We start from the raw sequence: 6,184 nt of genomic DNA, 5'->3' as shown, positions 1-6,184 counted from the left end.
GTTAACCTTAACCATCCCCTGATCGATCATAAAGTTGTTTTCACCCCAAATATCAATACCATAGTTTTGCATGTTTGTCCTTTGGTTGGCTAAAGAGATAATAGTTCATTTAGTGAAATTACGGATTCGGTTTTTTCCACCAAATCTTTAATCCAGATACTGTTTTGTGCCAGCTCATTTTCACCGATTACGGCGCAATAACGGGCATTGATACGATCGGCCCCTTTTAAATGCGCTTTAAGTGAACGTGGTTCGTATTCCACAACCGCTTTTTGGGTACGGCGAATTTTTTCAGCGGCCAGCAGGATGGGGGTAATGGCTTCTGCATCCATCGCACCGAAGTAGTATCCCTCACGAACAGACTCTGGCATCACGATAAGCTCTAAGAGGCGTTCAATCCCCAAAGCAAAGCCTACCGCAGGGGTAGGTTTCCCATCCAAAAATTCGATAAGCCGATCATAGCGTCCACCACCGGCAATCGCGCTTTGGCTCCCGATGTTGTCACTGACGAACTCAAATGCGGTTTTAGAGTAATAATCCAAACCACGAACGAGGTTGGTATCAATCTCATACGCGATAGTGTGTTGATCCAAAATCATTTTTAAGGTATCGAAATCACTTTGGCATCCGTCGCAAAGGTTGTTGATCAATTTCGGAGCGTTCGTATAGAGGCTTTGACACGTCTCATTTTTGCAATCGAGTACTCGAATAGGGTTGATGAGTTTCCGGCGTTCACAATCGCCGCAGATCGCATCACCGCAGTTCTCGACGAAATTGACGAGCTTTTCGCGATAAGAAGGCATACAGTGTTGATCGCCCAGAGAGTTGAGTTTGAGACGATAGCCGATACCGAGCGCTTTAAGTATGTCGGACACCATCATAATCATCAATGCATCTTCATAGACTGAATCGACGCCAAAGCTCTCAATTCCGAATTGGTGGAATTCGCGTAGACGCCCTTTTTGAGGACGCTCATAGCGAAACATCGGTCCGTGATAATAAAAGCGGTGTATTCCCCCTTTTTTATCGAGCTTGTGCTGTATGAATGCACGGACGACTCCGGCTGTACCTTCGGGTCGGAGACATACGTCATTTTCACCTTTGTCGATGAACTGATACATCTCTTTGCCGACGATGTCACTGCTTTCTCCGACTGAGCGTTTGAACAGTGCCGTCTCTTCGAGGAGTGGAGTTTCGATGTAATGAAACCCGTATCGCTTGGCGATAGCCGAAGCTGTGGCAATAAAATATTCAAAACGCTCGAAGTCCTCAGAGAGGATATCGTTCATTCCGCGCAAAGATTGGATCATAAGGCTCCTTTGATAAGGGTGGTAATTTCGTTTGTAATCGTATCGATAGATTGTGTCGCATCGATTACATGGGTTTGGATTCCGAGTGCATACGCCGAAGCGATAAGGGCATTTTGGATATCGAGAAGATAGTTGATTCCGCGTGATTCGATCACATCGTGCTCTTTTTGGCTCAGGCGGTAGGCAAGCTCTTCAGGTGTTAATTTGAGAATAAAGACCGTATCGGGCAGAGTTCCATTGGTAGCGAGACGATTCAGCGATACCAGTACGGGTTCATCGCAGAGATTTTGGACACTGGCGTATGCCATACCCGATACGGCGGATCGGTCACTGATGATGAGTTTATTCATATTAGGCAATATTATTTCTTCGGTATGCTCTGCACGATCCGCTAAAAAGAGTAAAATCTCTGCCATTTTACTTTTTAGATTACCGAATAAAACCATATTCCGAATTTCAATACCCGCAGGTGTCCCCCCCGGCTCTTTCGTTATCAGAGCATCGGTGAATATAGATCGAAGTGCTTCGATCTGAGTACTTTTGCCGGCGGTATCAATCCCCTCTATCGCAACGTACATGATTTCATACTCCCGATAACATTTTGGACAGGCTCAGGGAGCAAATGGACTGTTTTGCCGTTGAATTTCAATAGGTTTCGGACGATGGAGGAGCTGATAAACGCGTGTTTGAGTTTTGGCATCAGATAAACCGTTTCGATGTTGGGATCGAGGGAGTTATTGAGATACCCTAATTGCAATTCAAATTCAAAATCGCTTACGGCTCGAAGTCCACGTATAAGGACAGTAGCTCCGAGGGTGTTGGCAAGTTCAACCGTGAGATTGTCAAATCCGACAACCTGTACCCGTTCTAAATCTCTGACCGCCAACTTCACCATATCAACCCGCTCTTGCAACGTAAACATCGGCTTTTTCTCCTGTGAATCCGCAACGGCGATGATCACTTCGTCAAATAGTTTAATGCCCCGCTCGATAATATCGAAATGACCGTTGGTGATAGGGTCAAAGGTTCCGGGATAAAGAGCAATTTTATGCATTAGGATTCCATCGTTTATAGAGATCGTTTTGAATACCGAGAAGATCAAACCACTTGCCGATCATAAAGTTTTCCATCGATTCCAAATCCTCTTGATCCCCGTAGTATGCTAATACCGGAGGAGCGATAATGACTCCGATCATAGAGAGTTTGTGCATATTTTCCAATGCGATGGGAGAAAAAGGGATTTCACGAGGGGCGAGAACGAGGGTGCGTCGCTCTTTGATCATCACCGCAGCGGCACGGGTAATGAGATTATCGGCAATTCCGCAAGCGATTTTAGCGAGGGTATTCATACTGCACGGGGTAATGATCATCGCATCGGCACCGTACGAACCTGATGCTACGGAAGCCCAGATTTCATCGTTTTTATGGAGCGTCAGGTTCTCTTCTTTTTCTAAAACAATCGTGGCGTGATCGGACACAATCAGATGCTTTTGTACCTCAGCAGGGAGGGCACGAACGAGTTTCAGCCCTAAAGCCGCTCCGCTCGCGCCACTGATTCCTACGACGATTTTCATTGTAATTCCACCCGATTTTCTCCGATAACTTTTGCTTTGGCACGTTTGCCGTCGCTTTTTTGGATTGTAATAATATCATAGAGTGACCCCTCTTGCGTTGCAGTTGCTCCAAACTCCACCATAACGCCATCGCTTCGTATCTCGACAACAACTTTTTCATTTTTCAAAACGAAAGGTATTGTCTCGATATTGCGCAGGGTCAAGAGCTGTCCTTGTTTGAGGTTTGAACGGTAGCGTGAGGGTTGATCGGGGAGGGTAGTGAGAGGTTTGTCTTTGAACGAGGTAAAGGGTATCGGTTTTAGGAGTGTATTAAATCCGCTCAGGCGCTCACGACGTGTAATTTTTTGGGTTGTATGGAGAACGCTTATTGTTGCATACACCGAATAATCGAGATAGTGTCTCAATCCTTGGGGATTGAGAATGTAAAACGTTCCGGTTGAGCGCTGATAAAAATGATCATCAAATACTCCTCGTACCTCTTTGTTTAAAGAGCTTAGATAGCCTCTGGGGGTGATGGTAATATTCTCAATCTGGATCGACGGATAACGCTCTTGAAGCATCTGGGAGAGTTGAGTTTTCAGGGGGATGAAATCAACGGGGCTGTATTTGGTGAAATTGACGTATCGTGTTTTTGAAATATCTATGGCTATGCCGTGTAGCTCGAATGATTTGGCGATGATTTGTGCGTCAACACGATAGTGTTCTTTTTCCGAAGGTATTTTTAGGAGTTCAAATTTTTGAGTGAGCTCCGGAAATAAATCGTTTGAATAAACAATGGTATTTTTATACGTATAATTTTCAGACAATTCATACGCATTAAGGGTAAAAAAATAGGTAATCAACAGCAATATCTTATACATCGTAGAATTGTAACATAACGGAATTTGTTTTTCATCTCTGTTACGTTATCCTATGCCAATATTTTATGAAGTAGACGGTATATGACTTTTAGAAACAAAGATGTATTGGCGGACCTCGATGCGTTGGAGAAGGGACGTATTCGCAGTGAACAGGTGAATATTGCTTACAAACAAGCGTTTGCTTCCGTGTACCCCCTTTTATTTGGCTCCATCGTTATCTATTTTCTTTTTTACAATACCTTACAGCCTTCGCTGATCAGCCTGTGGTTTCTAATGGTTGTAATAACTTTGCTTTGGCGTATTTGGCTGCTTAGAGAGTATCAAAATGACCAAAACCGTTACAACACGGCTGTATGGGAGAGACGTTTTCAGTATGTTATGTTTACTTCTGCGGCCGTGTGGGGGAGCATTGCATTTTTTATCTATCAAACCCCGAATACCCTGCATCAATTTTTTCTTATTTTTCTTCTTTCAGGTATTGCATCGATTGCGTCGGGAACACTGGCATCACTATTTTCGGTCGTTATAATATTTTTATTTTTGCTCCTAGCCCCTTTATTTGCCGTGATGTTTTTTCATGGCGGTTTCGAGTTTCAAATGATGGGAATTTTGGTTGTGATATTTTTTATCCTTTTAGCGATTGCGGCTAAGCGGATACATGTCAATATCATGAATGCGTTAATATCGAAAATTCTGCATCAAAAAGCGACGGAAGCGCTTATCCTCTCCGAAGAGCGTTTTGAAACTATTTTTAAAGATGCTCCTGCCGGTATTTTTTATTACAACACCGATTTAATTGTTGTAGAAACCAATAATGAGATGCTTCAAATTTTAAAAATCAGCCATGAAAGGATGATCGGTTTAGATTTGAAAAAACTGCCGGATAGCTGTTTGTATGAATCATTAGATGAATCTGTTCAGGGTGAAAAAGGGTTCTATGAGGGTCCTTATACGACAATGGTTAACAAGCTTAATCTCTGGATAAGTTTACGCACTTCTCCGATTTATGATACTCATAGACGTATTATCGGTGGGGTAGCGATCGTCTCTGATATTACTGAACGAGTTGTTGCCGAAGAAAAAATGAAGCATCAGGCTTATTTCGATGCCCTGACCGATATCCCCAATCGTGTACTGCTGAAAGATCGCGTTGAACAGTCTTTGGCACATTATCGCCGACATGGAAGTTTGATTGCCATTATGTTTTTGGATTTGGATCATTTTAAAAGTATTAATGACTCTTTAGGGCATCATGTGGGTGATGCCCTTTTGATCGAGACGGCGGTACGTCTGAGCTCTATATGCAGAGAGGGAGACACCGTTGCACGTTTAGGCGGAGATGAGTTTGTTATTTTGCTGAATGAACTCGGGAGTGATCCTCATATCGCGGCCCAGCGTGCAGAGACGGTTGCGGAAAAAATTCATGAAGTTCTCTCTTTTTCTTTTGATGTCGGGCAGGCCGAATCTATCACCACCAGTTCCAGTATCGGAATAGCGATCGTGAGTTCAAATGAACAAAATGCGGATGATTTACTGAAATTTGCCGATACGGCGATGTATCAGGCGAAAAAAGAGGGGAGAAATACGACCCGATTTTATCAAGAGCAAATGGACCAATGGATTAAAAAACGGCTGTTTATGGAAAATGCGCTTCGCCATGCGATTAAAAACGGTGAGTTGGAACTTTATTATCAGCCGGTCATTGAAATTTCTACAAGAAAGATCATCGGAGCCGAAGCATTGCTACGATGGAATCACCCTGAAATGGGGCTGGTAATGCCCGATGAAATCATTAACATTGCCGAAGAGAGCGGATTGATCGTCCCTATCGGCGAATGGGTCTTGATGGAAGCGTGCAAACAGTTCGTCCGATGGCGTGCCGCTCATGTGAGTAAATCGCATATTCAGCGTATTGCGGTCAATGTAAGTGCCGTACAGTTTAGACAAAGCGATTTTGTCGAAAAAGTGATCCGCATTGTTGCAGAAACCGGTATTGTCCCCTATATGCTTGAACTGGAGCTTACCGAATCGATGATTATTGACAAAGTCGATACGGTAATCGATAAAATGAACCGTCTTCGTACTGCCGGTATTTGCCTTTCTATGGACGATTTTGGTACAGGGTATTCGTCTCTCGCCTATTTAAAACGGCTTCCGTTTACAACGCTTAAAATTGATCGAAGTTTCGTACGTGACATTATGAGTGATAATGATGATGCGGTTTTGGTTGAGACTATTTTGTCGATGGCTTCGATTTTTAAACTGGATGTTATAGCAGAGGGTGTTGAAACGTTTGAGCAGTTCAAATTCCTAGAAAGTCATGGATGCCAATATTTTCAAGGGTATTTGTGCAGTAAACCGGTTCAAGTCAATACCTTTGAAGAGTTGCTTAATCATGATGTTCAGAATTGTCAAGCCCATTTATAATTTTCACTATCGT

6 protein-coding genes are annotated in these 6,184 nt (G+C 43.3%); 1 reads left to right on the top strand and 5 read right to left on the bottom strand.

Annotated features, from left to right (window positions below; all coding sequences use genetic code 11):
• Positions 1-89: 89 nt before the first annotated feature.
• From hisS to flgA, 5 genes are read right to left on the bottom strand one after another with little or no spacing between them, the layout of a single operon-like run.
• Positions 90-1,310: a histidine--tRNA ligase gene (hisS, locus tag A3G19_RS08420; protein ID WP_294871991.1), complete on the bottom strand. Its 1,221-nt coding sequence runs from the start codon at positions 1,308-1,310 to the stop codon at positions 90-92.
• Positions 1,307-1,888: a dTMP kinase gene (gene tmk / locus A3G19_RS08415; protein ID WP_294871989.1), complete on the bottom strand. Its 582-nt coding sequence runs from the start codon at positions 1,886-1,888 to the stop codon at positions 1,307-1,309. The genes hisS and tmk overlap by 4 nt, the downstream gene beginning before the upstream one ends.
• A complete protein-coding gene (gene coaD / locus A3G19_RS08410; protein WP_015653712.1) occupies positions 1,873-2,364 on the bottom strand; it encodes a pantetheine-phosphate adenylyltransferase in 492 nt (163 codons plus the stop codon). The genes tmk and coaD overlap by 16 nt, the downstream gene beginning before the upstream one ends.
• Positions 2,357-2,884 carry a UbiX family flavin prenyltransferase gene (locus A3G19_RS08405; RefSeq protein ID WP_015653711.1) on the bottom strand — a complete coding sequence of 176 codons (528 nt, stop codon included), beginning with the start codon at positions 2,882-2,884 and terminating at the stop codon, positions 2,357-2,359. Before A3G19_RS08405 ends, coaD begins: the two co-directional genes overlap by 8 nt.
• Positions 2,881-3,744 (bottom strand): flagellar basal body P-ring formation chaperone FlgA, encoded by an 864-nt coding sequence (gene flgA, locus A3G19_RS08400; protein ID WP_294871986.1) that lies wholly within the window; start codon positions 3,742-3,744, stop codon positions 2,881-2,883. The genes A3G19_RS08405 and flgA overlap by 4 nt, the downstream gene beginning before the upstream one ends.
• 81 nt (positions 3,745-3,825) lie before the next feature.
• Between flgA and A3G19_RS08395 the strand changes: the two genes are divergently transcribed.
• Positions 3,826-6,171: an EAL domain-containing protein gene (locus A3G19_RS08395; RefSeq protein WP_294871984.1), complete on the top strand. Its 2,346-nt coding sequence runs from the start codon at positions 3,826-3,828 to the stop codon at positions 6,169-6,171.
• The last annotated feature ends 13 nt before the right edge of the window (positions 6,172-6,184 follow it).

It is taken from the genome of Sulfuricurvum sp. RIFCSPLOWO2_12_FULL_43_24, assembly GCF_001829605.1.
Taxonomy (GTDB): domain Bacteria; phylum Campylobacterota; class Campylobacteria; order Campylobacterales; family Sulfurimonadaceae; genus Sulfuricurvum.
The sequence above is the reverse complement of the archived record's forward strand: the minus strand, read 5'-3'. Positions and strand labels throughout refer to the sequence as shown.